Raw genomic sequence first — 17,587 nt, 5'->3', positions numbered from 1 at the left:
GGTCAATCCGTCCTTTTCTCGAATTTATAACCGATACCAAACACGGTAGTTATCAGCTCAGACGCATCAAGCTTCTTGCGAAGCCGCTGGATGTGCGTATCCACGGTCCGCATGTCCCCCGGAAAATCATAGCCCCACACCGACTCGAGCAGCTCCGCGCGCGTAAAGATTTTGCCCCGTACGCCAAGCAGCGCCAGCAGCAAATCAAATTCTTTCGGCGTTAAGTCAACCGGCTCTCCATTCTTCGTTACAAGCCGCTCCGCTCTCGAAATGGCGATGTCCCGGAACCCAATCACGGGCGGCTCAGCCTCCTTGACCGGAACTTGAGCCTGCGCAATCCGACGCAGTATAGTTCGGATCCGAACGACTACTTCCCGAAGATCAAAAGGCTTTGTAATGTAATCGTCCGCCCCTACTTCGAGTCCGAGGATTTTGTCCGTAATGTCCGATCTAGCCGTAAGCATGAGAATCGGGATGTTATATTGAGCGGTAACCTGCTTGCAAATATCTAGTCCGCTTTTGTCCGGCAGCATCCAATCCAGCACAAGCAGGTCGGGCATGAACCTGTCCATCTCCCGAAGCCCGTCCGCGCCCGTTCCGGCGATACGCGTCTCGAACCCTTCACGCCCTAGACCATAGGCAAGCAAATCCGCGATTGCCTCCTCGTCCTCGATGATGAGAATTTTTGTTTTGTCCATTATGAGACTCCAATCTGTCGTTTGTACCTTATAGACTAACTTCCATTTGTTTCGGGATTGTCTAGAAACTGCGTCCAAGTTGCATCGAAGATGTCAACAAAATGTGTCGGAGTCCGACACGCTTTTAGTTAATTCCATTAATTATAAATGACTTTAACTACTCCGTTAGCCTTCGCAAACTCCTTGACCGCTCTCTTCACGTTTTTGCGCAGCTGGGCGGATATTTTAACGTCCGGTTCAAAATGCAGCAGCTCTACCTTCAGTACATTTTCTTTCCGGTCGAGACGGGGATCCATTCTGCCGATTAATCGGTCCCCTGCAAGAATAGGCATCGCGTAATAGCCATACTTCCGTTTAACCGCAGGCGTGTATATTTCCCAGCGGTATTCGAAATGAAATAAATCTTCCAAGCGCTTTCGGCTCCACAGCAAATTATCAAGCGGCGGCAAGAACGTAATATCAGCGGCTTCCGCTTCCAGCGCCTGCTCTTGTTCTTCGGCAGCCGTATCATGGTGTGCCAGCACCCGTTCCGCATCGGAAGACAGCACATAATACGGATGCTTAAGACCTTCCACCTCAACCTCTGTCAGGATGCCGGATAGAATAAATTGCTTGACTGCGTCACGACGTTGGGCGGCACTGTATCTCAGCCAGCCAAATCGGGAATCAGAGGGCTCAAAGACGCGGTAAGCGCGGAAATATTTTAGCAGCATACGCCGTTCCGCTTCTTCTATCCCCATTTCCCCGGCAGCTTTAAGGAGCTGCTCCGGCACGCTGTGACTCGTCAAATCGAACAATCTCTGATTGCCTTCCCTGCCGACAATCCGGATATGAGCCGAATCGGTTAGCAGGTTGATGGCATGCGAGGTTGCTTTCGTTTTGGCAGCCGCGTTTGTATTTTCCCAATAACCGTGTACCCGGACATCCGATTCGAACGCCCTGGCCGGCAAAGCTCCTTCCTGGCGAAGCTTGTCCATAACCTGCTCCGGAACGGGCTGCAAAGCTTCAATCGCGGAAGACAACCGCTCACGGATTCTTGCCCGGGTAGGTTCGAATAAGGGGTAATCCTCCATCGGAATCATGCAAGCCGCATTGGCAAAATATTCGAATACCTTATGATCGCTTAATAAGTCATTAAGAAAACTTGGCTCATACCCCTTCAGCCGGGCGGACATAACCAAATGCTGATTCGCCCGGACGGCAGCCACCGGGTCGATCTGCAGGCATTCCAACCGTCGAATGATGTCAAGTACCTGATCACAACCGGCATTGTTGTTGCTTCGCGGTGCGAGGAGAAGCTGCTTTTCCAATAAAAATCGCCTGAGAGCCCGTTTGGTCGTTTTTATCATTGGTTTGTTCCTTTCTATATTCAGTATGATTAAAGCGTTCATGGGAATACTTGGTTGTAGCCAATGGGTAAAAGAAGGAGTCGACGAATGGAGTCCGCGGAAAAAGTCTCGGGAACGCAATTATGCCTATTAATGTTTTCTTTTATCGCCCCTACCGTTATTCTTGTCATTCCGGGCCTGATGTCAAGCCTGGCCAAGCAGGATTCTTGGCTGACGATTCTTCCTACATTATTGATAGGTGCGTTAAACATAGGAATCATGCTCACCTTGTCAAAGCGTTATCCGGGGATGACCATCATTCAATATAGCGCTCATATTATAGGCAAATGGCCGGCAAAGCTTTTAAGCTGCTATCTGATTTACGTCTGGTTTAATTTCGATTTCATTATCCTGAATCAACATATCCAATTTATTAATACGGTTTTTCTAATGAAAACTCCTTCTGTCGTAATCAGTTTAACGCTGGCGATCTTTTGCTGCATTGCGGTCTATATGGGTATTGAAGCTATTGCAAGATGCAACGAATATCTTGCTTTGCTCAATATCGTGCTGCTGATTCCGCTTCTGTTCCTAATGCTGGCGGAATCCGATCCCGAGAGGCTGCGTCCGGTGATGGGCAATGGCATTGTTCCCGTTTTTCAGGCGAGCGTTTTCCCTATTGCTTACATCACACAATTTTTCACTTTGGGATGGCTTCTCCCCTATCTCAATCAACCGAAGAATGCAGCCAAGGCTTCCTTCCTTTCTTTGGGCATTATCTCTGGGCTTCTATGCATTACACTGCTCCCTCTTATCATGGTATTTGGTCCGTTGACGGATAAGCTGACTTTTCCGGTATTAAGCGTCATCCAATATATAGGGATAAAAGGCAGCTTTGAGAGATTGGAAGCCTTGGCCGTGGCGATCTGGGTGATGAGCTGTTTTATCAAAATCGCCGTTACTATATTCGTGATCAGCCTGAGCGTCAGCCAAACGTTCAACACGAAAAATTACAGGGATATCGTCATCCCCGTAACCATACTGTCAGTGCTCGGTTCGGTCACCGTGTTTAGAAATTATTCAACGGAGCTCAGCAGCTACCTGAACTTTACCTACCCCAGCTATGCGATGTTTACTCACTTTGTTTTGCCGCTTATGCTGCTCGCCGTGGATACGTTCAGGAGAGGCTTTAGGAAAGAAGCGCATTAATGCTGCCGGACAATCATCCTGCCGATTGGTTCGAAGAGGCTTCTAATGGGGATTGTCGAGCTGGGAAGCGGTATATTGGCAATCCAGAGGGAACCCGCTATCACGCAGATCACCATTAAACTTGCAAATAAAACAGCCGATCCCGGCTGTTTTATTTGTTGAAGTTGATACAGAGTCCAGCCTGCCACAACCAGAACAAAACCAATCAATTGCAAGAACATTAGTCAGCTCTCCTATTCATGCTGGAGCGTAGAATGAACCATTCCGGCGCCTATAACCGTCAAATTGACTTCAACGGTAATGCTGGCGTTCTGAAACTCGGCATCCCACTCCTTTTTTAATGCCTTCCACTTCCCCGGGTTTTTCTTATAAATTTCTTGGCCAAATCCCACGCTATCCGCTTTATATTTCTTTTGCAGTTTGAACAAGAGCTGTTCAGCCTGCTTCTTTACAGAGTCTTCCATCGCTTGTTTAATAATCGCCATTTGGCTAGGATCGCTTATATCCAGAGGGGAATTATTCTCTTCCACCGTACCCGTCCCTTCCAATACAACGTTGAAACGGACTTTATTTTGTTCCGTATGCGTTATGATTTTGCTTGTCGTATGATTTAGCATATACCCGATCTGCCCATAGTCCTTGGGCAATTGGGCCGTAATCCGGCCGAATTTCAACTTGTTCATTAACCACATTAAACATTGAGTTTCTTTTTCGTCCAATATTCCGGTCAACTTCAGACCCTTCAGGATGCCGGTACCCTCTGACTTAAAAATCTGCTCCTTTTTATCCGTTAGGCGATCTCCAAGCTCCAGCACTCCAAGGACGGGCTGGATCCCTTCGCTTTGATTCGCGATGAATAAATCGCGCAAGGTAACGGCCACTTCGTCTCCCGTTCTTTGCATTTCGTTAACGACCTCAAGCGGCACCTGCTTCAAGGGATAGTTTAATTCAAGAATCTGCCTCGCCTCGCCGCCTTTGACGATCATCACATAGGTTTTCAGGCGATTTCTCGGATCATGAGTAAAGACATCCAGCAAGGCACCATCAATCCCTTGTCTGGCCAATCGTTCGCTTATAAACACCACGCTGCGATGGGAATAGAACAGTTGACGCGAGCTTTTTTTCTGCAGTGCCCGATGAACTTCGTTACCGCTGTTCCCGCTTGCGGATATCAGATAGAAGGAACCCGAATCACCTTTCCCCCCGCCTCCCGCCCCTTCCTTGGATCCGGGAATTGCGATTTGCAAGGTGCAAAACAAGCTGCCGTCATCCTGCACGTCCAAGGCCGTTCCCGTCACAAAGGCAAGATCGTTAATTTCCATACGGTCCCAGCAGCCGCTTAGAGTAAAGACAACAAGGAGAAGAAACATCCCTTTCAGCGTTCTCATCTATTCTCCACCCTTTGAATTCGATGTGGACTTGAAGCGAAATTTGAGCCGGATCGGAATCCGGACAAAAACATCCTTGAAAGCAGCCAGACCAAATGGGACGACGGGCGAAAAATACAGCTTGCCGAAGGAGCGGAGCGAGGTCACATGCAGCATGATGCCTAAAAAGCCCAAGACAATGCCGTATAACCCCAACGTCCCTGCCAGGAAAAGCATTGGAAATCGAAGCAGACGGATCCCGTTGCGCAGACTGAATCGCGGTGTTGTGAAGGCTGAAATCCCTGTAATCGATACGATAATGACAACCGGAGCAGAGATTAATCCGGCCTGAACCGCCGCTTGACCTATAACAAGACCTCCGACGATGCCGATCGTAGGACCGATCTGCTTCGGCATCCGGACCCCGGCTTCAAGCAATGCCTCGAATATAACCTCCATCAGCAAGGCTTCAATCATCGCGGGAAAAGGAACGGCCTCCCTTGAACCGGCAATGCTAAGCACTAGATTCGTAGGAATCATTTCTTGATGAAAGGTCGTAATCGCTACGTAAAGAGCAGGGGCAAAAACAGCAAAATGAATAAATAAAAAACGGATCCAACGGATAAAAGTAGCGATGGGCCATCGGATATAATAGTCCTCGCTTGCTTGAAGCCCCGTCCAGAACGTCATCGGGACAATCAGGACATAGGGGCTTGTATCCACGAGAATCGCTACTTTTCCTTCCAACAGCTCAGCGGCAACCACATCCGGGCGTTCCGTGCTGTGGACCTGCGGAAATGGCGAATAAGGCTGATCCTCGATGAATTCTTCGATATAGCCCGAGTCAAGAACGCCGTCTATTCGTATGGCGCGCAGCCGGCTCCTAACCTGTTCGATAACCTTATCGTCCGCAATACCCTCAAGATACGTCATGACGATTTGCGTATGGGACAGCTCTCCCAGCGTTACGCTTTCCGTCTTTAATTTCGACGTTTTGAGTCTCGAACGGACTAGCCCCAGATTAGTCGACAGCTGCTCGATAAAGCCCTCCTTGGAACCGCGGATAACGGGTTCGGAGGAAGGTTCTTCGAGGCTTCTTTTTGCGATCCCGGGAATCGCGACCGTGATAACGCCGCTGCTCCCTGCCGTTAAGATTGCCGCATGGCCTTGCAGAAGGTTGCGAGCAACCTCGGATACTCGATCCGTGCTGGCCGTCGTGCCAATGGAAATCCAATGGTCGGCCAAACCTTCTGGTATTTCGGTATTGTCATCGTCAGCGGAATGCCGGAGTAACGGTTTTAATACATGCTCTTCAAGCATCGGTTTATCTATCAGGCTGTCTATGTAAACAATAATCCACTGCCATTGATGATGAGCTTTTATCCTTCTATACACCAGGTCATAGCAGTTCTGGAACGTTTCTTTGATATAACCTTCGTTCTGTTCCAAGTCGGAACCAAACGATTTATTGCAATCTTCCTGGAGAATGCTGCTATTGGATTTAAGAATATTGAAGGCTTTACCGGATGATCTGATTCTTAATCTCCTCATGAAGGCTCCTCCCAGGCGGTATCGGGACCATAATGAATTCCATTCCCATAGTATGGATGCGCCGATTCAAAATATTCAACCGGGAGCGCATAAATAAAGCCCGGAGCGCAGTTAAGCTCCAGGCTTCGGGATTTCCGTTCTAGCGGAATCAATCCGGGTTCAAAATGATTGGGCATTCCGGTCGGCACGGCCGATCCCAAGCGGCAAGATTACCGCACCGGCAAGCACGATAAGCGCTGCTCCGATCAAAGCCGCAAGATAGCTGCCGTTGCCGGAGATCAAATGACCCGCAATAAGCGGACCGATGATCTGCCCCAGGCCGAAAAACGTAGTCAGCAGGCCAATGATTTTCCGGTTGTTCTGCGGGAACAGATCCTTGGCATAAGCAACAAACATCATAGTAATTCCCATAAAAGTAGCCCCGAACAAAATAGCGCCGGCAAATATGGCCGCCGTATTCGGAATGAGCACAGGAACGGCTATGCCAATGGCTTGAATGGCCATCGCAAGGGACAACGTCCACTTTTTCCCCCACCGCGTTGCAATCATCGACCATGCGATGCAAGAAGGAATAGCTGCAGCGCCAACAAGCATCCAGCTGAGCGAAGTCATGTTCGGTAGGCTTGATACCGTCTTGGCGTACGCGACGAGATAAGTTCCCGTCACGATATAACCGAGGCCTTCCAAGCCATAGGCAAGCGTCAAACAGATCAAAATCCGGCGGACGGAGGAGGAAGTCCGGTTGCTTGGAGGACCGGCCTTAACCGCTCCGGTATTGCTTCCCCCTAATGAATACCAGGCCGCCATGCCAAGGACAAGACTAATCAAGCCTAATCCCTTCCAGATTCCCATCCACTCCCTGTTGTGAGCCAGCAGTGGAACGGCAATCCCGGTCAGCAGGATCCCGGCTCCTACCCCTCCGTAGAAGATACCAGCCTGCAGGGCGGACAAACGCTCCATTACGATGCTTGTGACGATAACAAAGACCGTAGCGCTTGCCAAGCCGGATAAAAACCGTAGAAGCAGCCACGCCTCCAGACTGTGGAATTCCCCCATGCCCCATGTTGTCCCTATACTTATGATGATACCCGCAAACAATAGCGTTGAGCGGTTCTTGACCTGTATGAGCGTCAAGAGAAACGCACCGATTAAATATCCCAAATAATTGCTCGAAGCCAGATAGCCGGCGCCTGTTGCGGAAAACAGACGATGATCCATCATGATGGGCAGAATCGGGGTAAAAGCAAACCTTCCGATCCCCATGGCAACCATCATGGCGGCTACACCCCCGGCAAGTACGATCCAAGTGCGTCTTCTCATTCATGTTCCTTCTTTCTTGGGACAGCCTGTTCATGATGGCATAATTTTGTTATCATGAATTTTGGATAATATATAAATTCAATATCTATTTTTAAGATATCAAAGACATAATCATACGATGGAGGCCGCAATGGACATTCAATTACTCAAAGTATTTTCCGCCACCGCTAAAGAAGGAAGCATCTCTAAAGCGGCACAAAAATTGAATTTTGCCCAATCAAACGTCACTCACAAAATTCAGCAGCTGGAAGCCGATTTGCAGACCCAGCTCTTCTACCGCCACAACCGAGGTATTACCTTGACCCCTTCGGGACAAATTCTCGTCTCGTATGCGGAAAAAATTCTGCATGTCATTCAGGAAGCCAGATCGGCTGTTGTAGACTCCAAGGTTCCAACGGGACCCTTGTCAATCGGGTCGATGGAAACGACCGCTGCCGTCCGGCTGCCCGTTCTTCTTGCCAAATACCATTCCGATTATCCGGCAGTCGATTTCAATCTGGTTACAGGTCCGACGGAGCGTAACATCAATGGCGTTCTTCATTACGAGCTGAACGGGGCCTTTGTGGCCGGACCGGTTGATCATCCCGAATTGGAGCAGGAAGATGTGACTGACGAAGAGCTGGTCCTTGTCACCGCAGCCTCCCACCCGGCTATTAACAGCATTCACGAGGTTGAATCACGGACGCTGCTTGTTTTTCAAAACGGATGCTCTTACCGGGCAAAATTTAATCAATTGCTTCAAGACGAAGGCATTGTACCCGTCAAGCTGATGGAATTCGGTTCGCTCGAGACGATTATCGGCTGCGTCGGCGCAGGTCTCGGCATTTCTTTATTGCCGCGATCGATTGTCGTCGAACAGGAGCAGCAAGGGCAAATCCGCACACACGCGATTCCAAGCAAGCATGCTCTAGTCACAACGGTGTTCATACGGCGCAAGGATGCTTTAATGACGCCCGCCTTATCCACGTTCCTCGCGGAAATGAGAGCCCATTTCAGTTGAATGGGCTTTTGTCATTGCATTAATGCGGCAGCTTGACTAATAATCTCTTCTACAATTTGCCGGGCTGATTGACCGGCAGTCAGCATCCGTGTTCCCTGCCCTGCCCACAAGGACAAGAATTCCGCTGTCTGCTGCTTGCTTGCCGCATTGCGAATATCGCGCGTTGCGGTATTTTGTGTCGGAAATGGCAGAGGCGCTATACCGCTAGCATCCCACTGCTCGATAAAGCTATTTTTAATGCCGCGCGCCGGCCTTCCGGAGAATGCATGGGTAATGACCGTGCTCTCCTCGTTGCTGGCAAGAAGCGCCGCCCGGTATGCTTGGTTGGTTCCGGCTTCAGTCGATGTCAGGAATCGGGTTCCCAGCTGCACCCCTTGCGCGCCAAGCATCAGAGCGGCAGCAAACCCGCGGCCATCCATAATCCCTCCTGCAGCGATAACGGGAATAGAGACGCGATCCGCAATCTGCGGAACAAGAGCCATCGTACCGATATTCGCTCCCATTGGATGAACGTCCCCGCTAAACGTTCCGCGGTGTCCGCCGGCTTCGCTTCCTTGCGCTACAATGGCGTCACAGCCCTTCTCCTCGGCAAGAAGCGCTTCCCTTACCGTAGTTACCATGGCCACTACCTTAATCCCGGACGCCTGGGCCTTCCGCATATGCGGTTCGGGCAACACGCCAAAAGCCGTGCTAATTACGGGAACCTTCTCTTCGATCAGCACTTCGAACTGTTCTTCGAACCAATTAGGCGAATGGACCTCGGTTCCTGCTGAAGCGGGGATCCCCAGCTGCATTCGGAAATCGTTAAGCTTGTCCTGAACCTCTTGGATCCGCGTGTTCTGATCGGCAGGCTGATTCACGAAGAGATTCACTCCAAACGGTGCCGAAGTGATCTCTCTGATTCGGTGGACAGCTATTCGGATATCCGACGGCGCCATGTAAGCTGCACCTAAGGTGCCAAGACCGCCCGCCTCGGAGACGGCTGCCGTTAATTCCGGCGTGGACGGCCCGCCTGCCATACCGGCCAGGAAGAGCGGATACCGGATACCGAATAATTCGCACAAAGCCGTCTGCATAGTTATTTTCATCGGGATTCACTCCTTTTTTATCGTCCAGCCTTTTCTTGCTTCAAGTATACAACGATCCGGCTTTCGCGAATAATACAGAAAAATGCTATCTGCTATCCTAAAATGAGATAGCAGATAGCACATTTATTTCAATCATTCTTTATCGAATGGGAAAAAGGCGCGTTATTCATATAGATCACTTCTATTTTCTCATGCAGAGGACCGTTTGTTTCGGTTTTCTCTACAATAGCCCGCCATTCGGAATCCTCCATGAAGGCTTGAAAGTTCCGCTCGCGCGCAGCCATATCCGGATGCTCCAAAATGTAATATAACCGGTTCTTTGATGCGTCCGCATCTACCCAAAAATTCGGAACCCGCATCCCATGCTTATTAAAAAATCCGATTGTATGGTTCTCGAACCGATCAAGCAGGGCATGCAATCGACCGGGAACCACATCGTAGATTCGCAACTCGTAAAGCATGAACATCATCTCCTCACGAGATATAGTCTTTCCAAATAAACGCGGAAAACAATCCGCTTACCACTTGCCCGCGCTTTGACCGCCATCCACATGCAGGACTTCGCCCGTCACGAATTGCGCGGCTTCAAGGTACAGGATAGCTTCCACAATCTCATGAACCTCGCCCATTCGTTTCATCGGGTGAAGCTTAGACAAGAAATCATGAGTTTCGGGAGCATGCATAGGCGTTTTGATAACGCCTGGCGCAACCGCATTGACGCGAATTCCTTTGTCCGCGTATTCGATCGCAAGGGACCTGGATACCGTCGTCAAGCCACCTTTGGACAATGCGGCAAGTGCCGACGGTACTTCTTTAATCGGTTGTTCGGATACGCCGCTTGCCGTAATATTCACAATGTGTCCGGAGCCTGCTTTCAGCATTTCGGTCAGAACTCTCTGCGTAATATGGAAGAAGCCTGCTACGTTTGTGGACAATACCGCGTCAAAATCCTCTTCGGTATATTCCGTAAACGGCTTTGCGAGAAAAATACCGGCATTGTTGATCAGGGTATCCACCCGGCCAAAGCGTGCGATAGCTTCGCTAATCAGACGTTCCGCCACCTGCGGTTTGGAGATGTCCCCTGCGACATACGCGATATTCAATCCGGTTGGATCGATTTCTTTTGCAGCTTCCGCTAGCGTTTGCTCGCGACGACCGTTAATAACGACCCTCGCGCCTTTTTTAACGAGTTCAATGGCAACAGCCTTGCCCATACCGCTGCTTCCGCCTGTAATAATGGCTACTTTATTTTGAAAAGTCATGTTGTTTGCTCTCCTTTTGTTTACCTATCAATAGATAGTTTATTTAGATGCTTAGTTATTAGACGTTTGCCAAAGGCTTAACCGATTTCAGATGCCGAACGTAGTCGGCACTGCTTTGCGCCAGACGCTCATCCGAGAGATTGGATACGTCGTTTAACGTAAAGTGCGGCAGATAGGTTGCGCTAATGAAATGGGCAGTTGCTTCGAACGGACGCAGGATTTCTTGCAAAGTGAACCGGTTAAAGCCGGTTGCCTGGTACGATTCTTCCGTGCCGTAAGTGGAGACGGCTACGCCAAATTCCTTGCCGGCTGTTTTGTCGCCATCCGGACCAAACGCCCAGCCGTATTGCAGCACGGTATCGAACCATTTTTTCAAAAGCGCAGGCGCGCTGTACCAGAATACAGGGAATTGGAAAATAACGCGGTCATGGGCTTCCACCAGCGCTTGCTCTTTCGCCACGTCGATGTTCTCGTCCGGATAAGCTTTGTAAATTTCGTGGATCGTATATTCGCCTTGTTTCTTTAATTCCTCGATCCAAGCCTTATTTACGCGGGAAGCTTCCAGATTAGGGTGTGCTACGATTACCAATGTTTTCATGATAAATTGCTCCTTTAATGGTTTATTTGTTATTTTGGAAGAACGGTACGTCCTTCATAAAGATGCTTTCTTGTTTCTTCACCAATGGTCCGTCAAGCTCCGAGACCCGTTTCACTTCTATCCACTCCGGATCGTTGCGGAAGCGATCGTAGTTGAGGTTGCGTTGTTCCATATCGGCATGCTCGACAACATAATATAAGCGTTCTTTAGCTTCATCCTGGTCTTCCCAGAATAGCGTGATCTTCATCTCATGCTTCGCGAATAATTCGATGACATGATCTCTGAATCTGTCTTTAATCGCCTGCAGCTTGCCAGGATGCATATCGTAAATTCGCAGCTCGTACAACATGGTCTTATCTCCTTCAATTTTGTATTTATTGATTACCTATTAGTAGGTAGGCGTTGCTTTTTTTCGTTTTGTTGTCCGCTGCTTCATATTACTATATCTCCGCTAACGTGCCTAATACGAAATCAAGATAATGAATATCTCAAAAGATGATAGCAAAAAAAAGCAGCCATTGCCTGGCTGCCGTACAAGTCCACCGCCATGCCTTAGTGTAATAATTTCAAAGCTTTATCGGGATCGACCAAAATACGCCCGTAATATTGCTTGGATTTGAAGTTGTGAATTTCTTTGCACGCCTTTTCCATGCGGCCCATAATGATTTCTTCCTCCATTTCGACTGGCGACCAGTATAAAACATGCATGGGATAGGGATGGCCATCGAAATCCTCGGGAGCATACATGATCCGATTGGCTTTCTTGAAGCCATTCTTTTTATAAAAAGCAAGACGCCTGCGGGTATCCTCGTTATCGGGATCATTCGGCTCGGCTTCAAGCAGGATCATTTTCCCCTTCGTCTTTAACGAGTTAAGTACTCTGGAACCTATTCCTCTGCTTCTCGAATGCGGCGTAACCAACAGGTAATCGATAAAAATAAAGGTTGTGAATTCGGCATACAAAACGATGTAGCTGTCGGTTTCTTTAATGTGATAGACGTCGGTCTCTTCAAGCAAGTCAACGAGCTGATGAGGATCCTTCATCTCGTGCTCCGGAAAATAGTCATGCAGCTTATCGTACCATTCCATATTTTCCACTAAGATTTGCTCCTTTGTCCAAACTCGAGTTCATCTGCTTCATTTACAATTGCCTTGTTGATGCTCCTCTATTCACGATATAGCTTCCAGCTTTTCGATAATTCTGCGCTTCCGGTACATGATTCGGCCAGTCTCGGTCACATCCTGAAGGGTAGAGCGATTAAGATAAGCCCCGAACAAAATTCCCGCGATCGGAATCATTTGAAAGAGCTTTTTCCATCCGAAATTATCCCTGTACGACAGCATGACCTCCCGCCAGCCTTGCAGCTGAGACAATACCTGCTTGCTCTGCTCGCCTGAACGGAAAGCGGCAAGATCCTCGAGAATAGCCTTCTTCCCTACGATGTCGGAGGAGGAAAACTGAAGGCATTTTACGATAAAAATACGTTCGGATTTCTCTGACGGGTCATAGCCGTAGCTGATTGCGATTTCCTGCAGCGCTTTGATGGAAATCCCAAGCAGGAGCGGAATATCGATGGCTAGCGTAAAGATTCCGCCGATACCCGTCGTGGCGCCTTGAACGGTCGCCGTGTTGCTGCTTGATTTGCTTATGCTTTCGGCAACTTCATCCATTCTGCCAAGCGGAAGCTGCGCTATCCTCTCCAATGCCGTATCCGCATCCGGTTCTTCGTGCGACAGCATTTTCCGGTACATTTGCTCCTTGCTGATTAAATAACGGCCGCCGCTCTGCACATAGCTTCCAAGCTCGTCGAGAACGACTCCTATTTTGTCCTGGATGAACTTTGGCGTTAGCCGGTCCAGGATGACAAAAGGCAAGCGGCCCAGCTTCTCCCAAAAGAACAGATCCTTCTGCTCCTTCTCCCACTGTTCGATTAACTTTAACTCTGAATTTAGGTACTGAAAATCTTCCGTTGTTGTCATCGCAGTCTTGACCCCTTAGCATCTAATAATCGCTTCAGCCTTACATACTGTAAAATGCTCCTTTACGTTTCATAAAATATCCGTTGTAAAAATAAAAAAGAACCTTCGCTTCAGATTAGGCGAAGGTTCTTTCCGTCTTCCGTTATGGCCTGGCAGGCTCTGCCGCTATAGCTTCCGCATTTTTGCTTTTTTTGATGGCGAGCGTAAACGTCGTTAAGGCAAGGACGGCAATAATGACCGACATCACGCCGATTGCGGTACTGAAGCCTAGCGTGCTGGAGGCAACTCCTCCGCCGTATGCGCTGGTTCCTTGGAACAAATAAGCGGCTACCAGCACGGCGGACAAAAATTGAACGCGGTTATGAGCTTGGGAGTTGATCGCCGCTATACCGATGCCTCCGGATGCGGAGAACCCGTACGCAAGTCCTCCCAGCACGGACGAGCTCATGAACAGCAGGAACGAATGAACCTCCGCCGCAATAAAGAGCAATACGGCTGCCACTACGATTGAAGCCATGCCGATCCGAATGGATACAACCGGTTTTAAGCGACCGGCAATCGTTGCACTGACCGAAGCCAGCAAATAAGAAACGGATAATACGGTGCCAATGACAAGAATATCCTGCGTGCCAATGACGTCACGGGCGATCTGCGCGCCAAGCGACAGCAATAACGCCCCGTTCGCGAAGCCCGTGCCAATCGCCAGGGCTGCCAGAAAGTAGACGCCCCACTGTCCTCTCGGAACTTTTACCCCTTGAAGCTGAAGCTTGAAGACTGGTCTAGCCGCAGATTGCGTTTTGCTCTGCTTAGGCAGAAAGAGGCAAAGAATGATGCTGACCAATACAAGAACGGCCAATACCCAATAGCTGAAATGAAGCGGTGCCGGCGCGTATTTAATCAATGCCGCTCCCACGATTGTGGCAAGGAATAGCCCAACCGCCTGCGTTATCGTGTTAATGGACCCCGGCAGCTTTTTATTCGAGGTCGGGTTGAACTCCACAAGCGCAGCCGCTCCGGATCCGGCCGTTAATCCCACCCCAAGGCCTTGGAATACCCGGCCGGCAAACAACCAGATCACGTTCTGCGCCATCGCGAATACCAAGGCTCCGACAAGAAGAAAAAGAAGACCCGTAATTAACGTATTTCTGCGCCCGATATAATTGGATAGATTACCCAGCAGGAACAATACAAGAATAAGGACGATTGGATACACCGAGAAAATACCCGTTGTTACTGACTTGGAAAGATGCCACTGCAAGGCATAAACCGGAAATTCGATGGATGGTGCCGTACTTGACCACAAGCTGACCGTGAGTACCCAAGCCACAATCCAAAAGGATGCTTTGGAAGATATTGTACGCATGATATGACCTCTTTTCGTTGTTTATAGGATGACCAGAATAAAAAATGAAATTAAAGAATACTCGTTCTTTTATTATTAAAAAAATGGTTTGCTTTCCTTTTATGAAGCGGGACGATCGAAATCAATTGCTCATCACGTCTCACAAAATTTCGGAATGACCGTTCTTTAATAATCATGCAGACATGATTTCCACATGTCTCAGTATATTTATTTAAGAACGATTAGTCAACAATAATAAGAACCTCGTCAGACAAGGATTGACATCGCTACTTTCGCAGCGTCTTCAAGCACTTGACGGTCCGTTGCGATTTTGGCAAGCACATACAACCCATTTCGCGTATTTAACAGGAATCTGGCCGTTTCCTGCACGGTATGCTTCGTTCTCAACTCACCTTGCTGCTGCGCGCGCATCAGAAATTTCTTGAAGTTTGTTTCCATTTCCAGCGTATACGCCTCAATGCGGAAAGCAACAACGGGATCTACCTTCCCCATCTCCATAGCGGTATTGGCAATCAGACAGCCGCGGCGGCCGTTCTCGTCGCTCATTGCCACATCGATTAACCGTTGAAAGTAACGCCATAACACGTCTTTAGCAGGGCCCTGCTCTTCAAGAATGGTGTAGGCATGGCCTCGGTTCCCTTCACGGAATCGGTCCAGACATGTCAGAAATAGCTGATTCTTGTCGCCAAAGGTATCGTATAAGCTGCCTCTGTGCACTCCGGTACGTTCGACCAGATCTTGAATCGAAGTCCGTTCGTACCCTTTTTCCCAAAATAATTCCATCGCCTTCTGTAGGACAGCATCTTGGTCGAATTCTCTAGGTCTTGCCATTGTGCATACCTCCCTTATGTCCCATCATAGCGGTTTAAGAACGAACAGTAAACAATTTTCGCAAGCCATTTGCTGTTAGTATGATGCTGTTCGTATGCGATTAATCCCCTCGATTCTTTTTATTTAATGGGGTTAAATAAAAAAAAGCCGCGGGATACGCGACTTTGTTGAGTCTAGAGAACAGCTGCTTTGCCGCCGTCAATATTAACGGATGTCCCGGTCACGTAAGATGCGGCCTCCGATACGAGGAACGCGATTACGTTCGCCGCTTCCTCCGTTCGGCCAATGCGCTTAAGAGGAATATCGTGGCGCGGCTCCGCGGCGAATTCATCCCAGGTTAAATGAGGAGCCGTTGCCTGCCACATCCGCTCGATCTGATCGCTTCGGATCAAGCCGATGCAGACGGCATTTACGCGAATCCCGTCAGCCGCCAGATCCTTGCTCATCGCTTTCGTCAGCGCGAGGCCGGCCGCCCTGCTTACCGAGGTTGGCAGCGAAGAGCCGGAAGGCGTCTTGCCGCCGATTGCCGTTACATTAACAACCGCGCTTCTTCCGCTCTGGCGCAGGTAAGGCAATGCCGCCCGCGTGAAATGGATTGCGCCAAATAGCTTTAGATCCAGATCGGCAGACCAAGCTGACGTATCCACCGCTTCAAACGGCTTTGCTGCCGAAGTACCGGCATTATTGACCAATATGTCAATGCCGCCAAATCGTTCGGCTGCCTCCGCAACCGCGCGCTGCACCTCTACTTCGACAGATACGTCAGCGGAAATAATAAGTGGCTCTACGCCGGTCTTTTCGACGATTTTTGCTGCCGCAGCCTTCAATGGCTCTTCGCTTCTGGCGACAATGGCCACCTGCGCTCCTTCTGCTGCAAGCAGAATCGCTGTTTCAAGTCCGATCCCTTTACTTCCGCCGGTAATGATGGCCCGTTTTCCTTTAAGCCCTAATTCCATGCTATCTACACTCCTTCGTCGCTATGGTTGCTACTGAATGAACCGAATAATCCTCTGCCAATTAAATTCGCGCTAACGGGTGCCTTGCCAATCTCGCGTGCCCACACGGACAACTGACCGATGTGGTGGATTTCATGGACGATGACATGCCTCATAACTTCACCGCATGCATGGGCTTCTTCTTCCCCGTCATCCGTAATATCTATCATCACGCGGTTCTCCAAGCTGTCATTCCATCCATAGACGAAAGGCGCAACTTCCTCATGACAGCGGTTCGAGAAATCAATCACTTGCTTCAGGCTGGCTACTTCGTCAAACGCGGGTATGTATATTTCCTTCCCTTGTATTCCGCCGCAGATCCAGCCGTATTCGACGGCGGCAATATGATAAAGCGTGGGCAGAATATAGCCTATCCCGCCGTTACGCTTTTTTAGAAGCTCATCAGGGTTAATTTCTCCGCACCAATCGAACCAGACCTTGCGAACCTGCCAGTTATATTCGAATAACTTGATCATGAACAGCCCTCCCGCACAGCAAGTATATTCCTATTATTCTACTCGGATATATAAACTCCTGCCCGTTCGACTGAACTATTTCCTCCAGAACGTTGTGCATTCCGCTTTGTCGGCGATATTAAATTCGATCATCTTCTTTAGAAGGCTGTAATCCACCGGTTTTTCCCACCGAATCCGCAGCAAGAGGTTGGTCTGATCATAGCCGGCCTTCTCTATGTCTTCCTTAAAACGAATCATCCCAGCCCTTTCTGACGCAACGGCCAGATGCTGTTTGGCAACGCTGAATCCGATGATATAGGTATCGTGATCGGTGAACATAGGCTGGTTCCAGCCGATCTTCGGAACTAAAGCCGGGAACGTATTCCCTACCCACGTCAACACTTCCTCCGTCCTTTCCCGATGCGACAAGTTATCAATACCTGCCAGAAAATCCGCAAACACTTCCATAAGGTCTCCCCCTAAACTATTAATTCGTTCTATTATCCTTCCCTTATGGTTGAGGTATTCGCGGCCGGTGATCC

The 17,587-nt window shown here is 49.2% G+C and carries 20 protein-coding genes; 2 read left to right on the top strand and 18 right to left on the bottom strand.

Translation table 11 applies throughout. The annotated features are described in order from the left end of the window. Window positions 1-2: 2 nt before the first annotated feature. Together ACR9FF_RS15360 and ACR9FF_RS15355 are read right to left on the bottom strand one after the other, a co-directional pair. The gene (locus tag ACR9FF_RS15360; RefSeq protein WP_201005535.1) at window positions 3-698 is read right to left on the bottom strand and encodes a response regulator transcription factor; all 696 of its coding nucleotides are present in this window, start codon (window positions 696-698) and stop codon (window positions 3-5) included. A gap of 137 nt (window positions 699-835) precedes the next feature. Continuing rightward, window positions 836-2,008 (bottom strand): winged helix-turn-helix domain-containing protein, encoded by a 1,173-nt coding sequence (locus ACR9FF_RS15355; RefSeq protein WP_435171990.1) that lies wholly within the window; start codon window positions 2,006-2,008, stop codon window positions 836-838. Between the two features lie 126 nt (window positions 2,009-2,134). Between ACR9FF_RS15355 and ACR9FF_RS15350 the strand changes: the two genes are divergently transcribed. Next, on the top strand, window positions 2,135-3,235 hold the full coding sequence (locus ACR9FF_RS15350) for a GerAB/ArcD/ProY family transporter (protein WP_435171989.1): 1,101 nt from the start codon (window positions 2,135-2,137) through the stop codon (window positions 3,233-3,235). Here ACR9FF_RS15350 and ACR9FF_RS15345 read toward each other — a convergent pair. The 4 genes from ACR9FF_RS15345 to ACR9FF_RS15330 all read right to left on the bottom strand — a co-directional run bounded on the left by ACR9FF_RS15345 (window position 3,232) and on the right by ACR9FF_RS15330 (window position 7,473). Next, window positions 3,232-3,456, bottom strand: a complete 225-nt coding sequence (locus ACR9FF_RS15345; protein ID WP_435171988.1) for a hypothetical protein — start codon at window positions 3,454-3,456, stop codon at window positions 3,232-3,234. The two genes, ACR9FF_RS15350 and ACR9FF_RS15345, sit on opposite strands and share 4 nt — an antisense overlap. A 12-nt stretch (window positions 3,457-3,468) precedes the next feature. Next, window positions 3,469-4,623, bottom strand: coding sequence for a Ger(x)C family spore germination protein (locus ACR9FF_RS15340; RefSeq protein ID WP_435171987.1), 1,155 nt, complete (start codon window positions 4,621-4,623; stop codon window positions 3,469-3,471). Then, complete coding sequence (locus ACR9FF_RS15335) at window positions 4,624-6,153, bottom strand: spore germination protein (RefSeq protein WP_435171986.1); 1,530 nt, start codon at window positions 6,151-6,153, stop codon at window positions 4,624-4,626. Window positions 6,154-6,312: 159 nt separating this feature from the next. Next, window positions 6,313-7,473, bottom strand: a complete 1,161-nt coding sequence (locus tag ACR9FF_RS15330; RefSeq protein WP_435171985.1) for a YbfB/YjiJ family MFS transporter — start codon at window positions 7,471-7,473, stop codon at window positions 6,313-6,315. A gap of 130 nt (window positions 7,474-7,603) precedes the next feature. Between ACR9FF_RS15330 and ACR9FF_RS15325 the strand changes: the two genes are divergently transcribed. Beyond that, entirely contained in the window at window positions 7,604-8,473 is an 870-nt protein-coding gene (locus ACR9FF_RS15325) for a LysR family transcriptional regulator (RefSeq protein WP_435171984.1), read from the top strand. Between the two features lie 11 nt (window positions 8,474-8,484). On the opposite strand, the gene ACR9FF_RS15320 is transcribed toward ACR9FF_RS15325, so the two are convergent. The 12 genes from ACR9FF_RS15320 to ACR9FF_RS15265 form a co-directional block, all read right to left on the bottom strand. Continuing rightward, window positions 8,485-9,561, bottom strand: coding sequence for an NAD(P)H-dependent flavin oxidoreductase (locus ACR9FF_RS15320; RefSeq protein ID WP_435171983.1), 1,077 nt, complete (start codon window positions 9,559-9,561; stop codon window positions 8,485-8,487). A gap of 128 nt (window positions 9,562-9,689) precedes the next feature. Beyond that, on the bottom strand, window positions 9,690-10,022 hold the full coding sequence (locus tag ACR9FF_RS15315; RefSeq protein WP_435171982.1) for an NIPSNAP family protein: 333 nt from the start codon (window positions 10,020-10,022) through the stop codon (window positions 9,690-9,692). A gap of 57 nt (window positions 10,023-10,079) precedes the next feature. Further along, window positions 10,080-10,823: an SDR family NAD(P)-dependent oxidoreductase gene (locus tag ACR9FF_RS15310; protein WP_435171981.1), complete on the bottom strand. Its 744-nt coding sequence runs from the start codon at window positions 10,821-10,823 to the stop codon at window positions 10,080-10,082. Between the two features lie 58 nt (window positions 10,824-10,881). Beyond that, a complete protein-coding gene (locus ACR9FF_RS15305; protein ID WP_435171980.1) occupies window positions 10,882-11,421 on the bottom strand; it encodes an NAD(P)H-dependent oxidoreductase in 540 nt (179 codons plus the stop codon). 22 nt (window positions 11,422-11,443) lie between these two features. Beyond that, complete coding sequence (locus tag ACR9FF_RS15300) at window positions 11,444-11,770, bottom strand: NIPSNAP family protein (protein ID WP_127498964.1); 327 nt, start codon at window positions 11,768-11,770, stop codon at window positions 11,444-11,446. Window positions 11,771-11,973: 203 nt separating this feature from the next. Further along, complete coding sequence (locus ACR9FF_RS15295; RefSeq protein ID WP_435172127.1) at window positions 11,974-12,510, bottom strand: GNAT family N-acetyltransferase; 537 nt, start codon at window positions 12,508-12,510, stop codon at window positions 11,974-11,976. An 81-nt stretch (window positions 12,511-12,591) separates the two neighbouring features. Next, the gene (locus ACR9FF_RS15290) at window positions 12,592-13,401 is read right to left on the bottom strand and encodes an EcsC family protein (RefSeq protein WP_435171979.1); all 810 of its coding nucleotides are present in this window, start codon (window positions 13,399-13,401) and stop codon (window positions 12,592-12,594) included. Window positions 13,402-13,543: 142 nt separating this feature from the next. Continuing rightward, entirely contained in the window at window positions 13,544-14,764 is a 1,221-nt protein-coding gene (locus ACR9FF_RS15285) for an MFS transporter (protein ID WP_435171978.1), read from the bottom strand. A gap of 246 nt (window positions 14,765-15,010) precedes the next feature. Further along, entirely contained in the window at window positions 15,011-15,595 is a 585-nt protein-coding gene (locus tag ACR9FF_RS15280) for a TetR/AcrR family transcriptional regulator (protein WP_435171977.1), read from the bottom strand. 173 nt (window positions 15,596-15,768) lie between these two features. Further along, entirely contained in the window at window positions 15,769-16,551 is a 783-nt protein-coding gene (locus tag ACR9FF_RS15275; RefSeq protein WP_435171976.1) for an SDR family NAD(P)-dependent oxidoreductase, read from the bottom strand. A 5-nt stretch (window positions 16,552-16,556) separates the two neighbouring features. Further along, window positions 16,557-17,066 carry a DinB family protein gene (locus ACR9FF_RS15270; RefSeq protein ID WP_435171975.1) on the bottom strand — a complete coding sequence of 170 codons (510 nt, stop codon included), beginning with the start codon at window positions 17,064-17,066 and terminating at the stop codon, window positions 16,557-16,559. A gap of 75 nt (window positions 17,067-17,141) precedes the next feature. Continuing rightward, window positions 17,142-17,513, bottom strand: coding sequence for an iron chaperone (locus ACR9FF_RS15265; RefSeq protein ID WP_435171974.1), 372 nt, complete (start codon window positions 17,511-17,513; stop codon window positions 17,142-17,144). Window positions 17,514-17,587: the final 74 nt, after the last annotated feature.

Source organism: Paenibacillus glycanilyticus, assembly GCF_051200795.1.
GTDB lineage: Bacteria > Bacillota > Bacilli > Paenibacillales > Paenibacillaceae > Pristimantibacillus > Pristimantibacillus glycanilyticus.
This window is presented reverse-complemented; position numbering and strand designations above follow the sequence as displayed.